The 3,958-nt window shown below is 38.5% G+C and carries 4 protein-coding genes; all 4 read left to right on the top strand.

Going from position 1 to position 3,958, the window contains the following annotated elements:
* The coding region (locus AC220I_RS19325) for an ammonium transporter (RefSeq protein ID WP_486725501.1) at window positions 1–1,117 on the top strand (1,117 nt) is incomplete at its 5' end.
* Between the two features lie 29 nt (window positions 1,118–1,146).
* Window positions 1,147–2,484, top strand: coding sequence for a type I glutamate--ammonia ligase (glnA, locus tag AC220I_RS19320; protein ID WP_486725500.1), 1,338 nt, complete (start codon window positions 1,147–1,149; stop codon window positions 2,482–2,484).
* A 5-nt stretch (window positions 2,485–2,489) separates the two neighbouring features.
* Window positions 2,490–3,074 (top strand): ANTAR domain-containing response regulator, encoded by a 585-nt coding sequence (locus AC220I_RS19315; protein WP_486725499.1) that lies wholly within the window; start codon window positions 2,490–2,492, stop codon window positions 3,072–3,074.
* Between the two features lie 349 nt (window positions 3,075–3,423).
* A partial coding sequence (locus AC220I_RS19310) for a GyrI-like domain-containing protein (RefSeq protein ID WP_486725498.1) occupies window positions 3,424–3,958 on the top strand: 535 nt, incomplete at its 3' end.

Below are 3,958 nucleotides of genomic sequence, written 5' to 3'. Positions count from 1 at the left end.
TATGGATTTTTCAGTGGGTTCTCTAATATTTTGGCTATTTGGATTTGGTTTAATGTTCAATTCAGACCTATTAGGGTTTGTGGGTAAGATTAATTTATTTTCAAATGGAACATATGAACACTTGGGATTATCAATTCCAATTGAAGCCTTTATTATTTTTCAAACTGTTTTCTGTGCAACAGCAGCAACAATAGTTTCTGGTGCAATGGCAGAAAGAACAAAATTTGCCTCATATTTAGTTTTTAGTTTTGTTATTAGTGCAATTATTTATCCCGTTGTAGGTCATTGGATCTGGGGCGGTGGCTGGTTAGCAGCAAGAGGATTTCATGACTTTGCAGGCTCAACGGTTGTTCACTCTGTTGGTGGTTGGGCAGCACTTGTTGGTGCTAAAGTTATTGGACCTCGTCTTGGAAAGTATGAAAAAGGAAGATCTAGTGTAATACCAGGCCATAGCATCACACTTGGCGCACTTGGCGTATTTATTCTATGGTTTGGCTGGTTCGGTTTCAATCCTGGATCAACATTGTCGATGGGGGATCCTACTTTAGTAGGTCACATCTTTATGACGACAAATCTTTCTGCAGCAGCAGGAGCAGTTGGCGCAATGATGATTACTTGGATTAAACATAAAAAACCTGATGTTGGGATGACTTTAAATGGCGCACTTGCTGGTCTTGTAGGGATCACAGCTGGAACCGATGCTGTAAGTCTTGAGGCGGCGGTCGTTATTGGATTCCTTTCTGGTTTAATCGTTGTTTATGTTGCAAAATTTATTGATGAAGTCCTTTTAATTGATGATCCAGTTGGTGCATTTGCAGTACATGGTGCATGCGGTGTATTTGGAACATTAATGGTAGGTGTGTTTGCGGTAGATGGTGGTTTGCTCTACACAGGCGATTTTAGTCTACTTGCAACACAGGTAATAGGGGTTACTGCAACAGCATTTTGGACAGTAAGCAGCGCGTTTGTATTGTTTAAAGCAATCGACTTGACAATGGGACTCAGAGTTAGTGCTCGAGAGGAAACACTCGGTTTAGACCTTGAGGAACATGGCTTAGTCGGATATGCAGATTTTGAAATCAAAAAAGATACCTTGGCCAATCAAACGACAATTTAGGATTTGAGAGGCCATAATCAGGAGGCAGAATGGCATTTATTTCCGATGAAAAGAGAGAATTAAAGGATTTGATTGAGGCACTCGAAGTGGATTTGATTCATCTCCAATTTACAGACATTACAGGTATTACTAAAAATGTATCGATTATGACACACCAACTTGATAAAGCACTGGATGGTGGTATAACATTTGATGGTTCCAGCATCGATGGCTTTGTAAGAGTTGAAGAATCCGATATGTATTTGATGCCAGATATTAGCACCTTCACGGTATTTCCGTGGACTTCTTCCCCAAGAGAGGCACGTTTAATTTGTGATGTTTATAAAATGGATGGATCACCCTTCGAAGGTTGCCCGAGATATATTCTTAAAAAAGCACTCAAGGATTCCGAAGGCATGGGCTATACCATGAATGTCGGTCCGGAGTGTGAGTTCTTTCTCTTTCATACGGATGAATTTGGCAATCCGTCTTTAGAAGTGCACGACCAGGCAAGCTACTTTGATTTAGCGCCAGTGGATATGGGTGGCAACGCCCGAAATGACATCTCCATGACACTTAAATCCATGGGCTTTAAGATTGAAACCTCTCATCATGAGGTGGCTCCTGGACAGCACGAAATTGATTTTGAATATGCAGATGCTTTAAAGACTGCAGACAACATTATGACATTTAAAATGGTTGTGAGAATCATCGCTCAAAGGCACGGTCTACATGCGACATTTATGCCTAAGCCTCATCAAGGTATCAGTGGTTCTGGTATGCATCTCAACATCTCACTTTCTGGAACGGATGGCAAAAATGCTTTTTACGACCCAGAGGATGCAATCGAGCTATCTGATAAGGCATATGCATTTTTAGGAGGCTTGCTGGAACATGCGAAAGCATTTACGGCACTTACTAATCCAACTGTGAACTCCTATAAGCGATTGGTTCCGGGATACGAAGCACCAATTCTAGTTGCATGGTCTCTGTCAAATAGAAGTCCACTCATTAGAATTCCTGCTGGTCGTGGTAAATCCACTAGACTGGAGCTTCGCAGTCCTGATCCGAGTGCAAATCCATACCTAGCACTTGCGGCGACATTAAAAGCAGGACTGGATGGGATCAAAAACAATACACGCCCGCCAGAACCTATTTCAAGTAATCTTTACCACTACACAGATGAAGACATAGAGAAGCTTGGAATAGAAAGACTTCCTTCGACACTTTGTGAAGCTGTAAATGCATTTTCAGAGAGTGCTTTAATGAAGGAAGCAGTAGGCAAACATGCCTATAAGAGATTTAAAGAAGCCGCAATGTATGAGTGGAACGAGTATTCAAAATTTGTGTCTCAGTGGGAATTAAATCGTTATTTGAGAAAGTTTTAGACCTTATGAAGGCAATACGCTCGAAAATCGTTGTCGCTGAACAGAACGCAAATGTGAGGACTCAAATTTGTACATGGCTGATGCAAGAAGGATATGCGGTCTTTGAAGCAAAAGACCCATATAAAACACTTCGTTTAACAAGACAAGTTCTGCCTGACCTGATTTTGTTGGATGTTGTGTTAAGGGGGATTAATACAAAACAAATGATTCATATAATTGAGGTCGATCATTTATCAAAAGTCATACCAATGACGGAAGCGATTAATGATGATTTTAAACACCTACTTTCTCAAACGACCCTTGGATGTTATATGAAGAAACCTTTGGAAAAAAATCAATTCTTGTCGATTATTGCGACTGCCTTATCGCAAATTAGAGATGAGAAGAAAACTGTGGCGATACATGAACGGCAAAAAAATGAATCGCCTAAGGAAGATCTAATCCAAAGTGCTAAAAAGATACTCATGGAAAAATGGCAGCTTAATGAAGAGCAGGCCTATAATTACATGAGAAAAAAAAGCATGGACCATTCTGTAAAGATGGAAGCCATTGCAAATGCTGTTATCAAAAAATACTCAGAAAAGTCCTGACACCCTTTCTGATAAGCTTTGAAGCAGTAGAAGTTGAAACATTAACTCATTAACTTATAACTTGATACACTTGATATAATACTAAAACCTCAAATTAAATTGAAATTCAAACTCTCAAAATGCAGTCTCAACTGCATTTCACATCAGTAAACAAACTCTTCAAAGATGGAAACATCTTAACTCCTTAAATTATATAATATATAAAACATTCTAAGATCAGAACCCTGACACCCTGATTTTAGAATGTTTTTATTTTTTGTGACAATTTTTGCTATAATAGATTCAAAAGATTACTTGACTCTCCCGTATACAGGAGGGTATATAATGGTCATAGAAAGGGGTTGGGTCTATGAAAAGAGAATGGAAAAAACACGAAAAAGCACTTTATTTACCTAAAGAGAAGCCCGAATTTATAGAAATTCCAGAAATGAAATATTTTGTTCTTAGTGGTAAGGGAAATCCAAACAGTGAATTTTTTTCAGAGTGTATCAATGCACTTTATGCCGTGGCCTATACTGTAAAAATGTCTTGTAAGAGCGATGTGGGATATTATGATTACACGGTTTATCCTCTTGAAGGTGTATGGGACTTTATAGATCACAATAAAGCGACATTTGACAAGGACAATCTCAAATTTGATTTGATGATCAGACAGCCTGAGTTCTTAACAGAACCAATGGCAAAAATTTTCTTGGAAAAAACGCTGAAAAAGAAAAAATTACCACTGATTACACAAGTTAGATTTGAAACATATGCACCTGAAAAATGTGTTCAAATGCTCCATTTGGGATCTTATGATAATGAATCAGAAAGTTTTGACAAGATGAAATCATTTTGTTTCGAAAATGGATTTGAGCGAAAAGTTTTAACCCATAGAGAAATTT

The sequence above is a fragment of the Fusibacter sp. genome (assembly GCF_057447755.1).
Note: the sequence above shows the minus strand (reverse complement) of the source record. Positions and strands in the feature narration are given on the sequence as shown.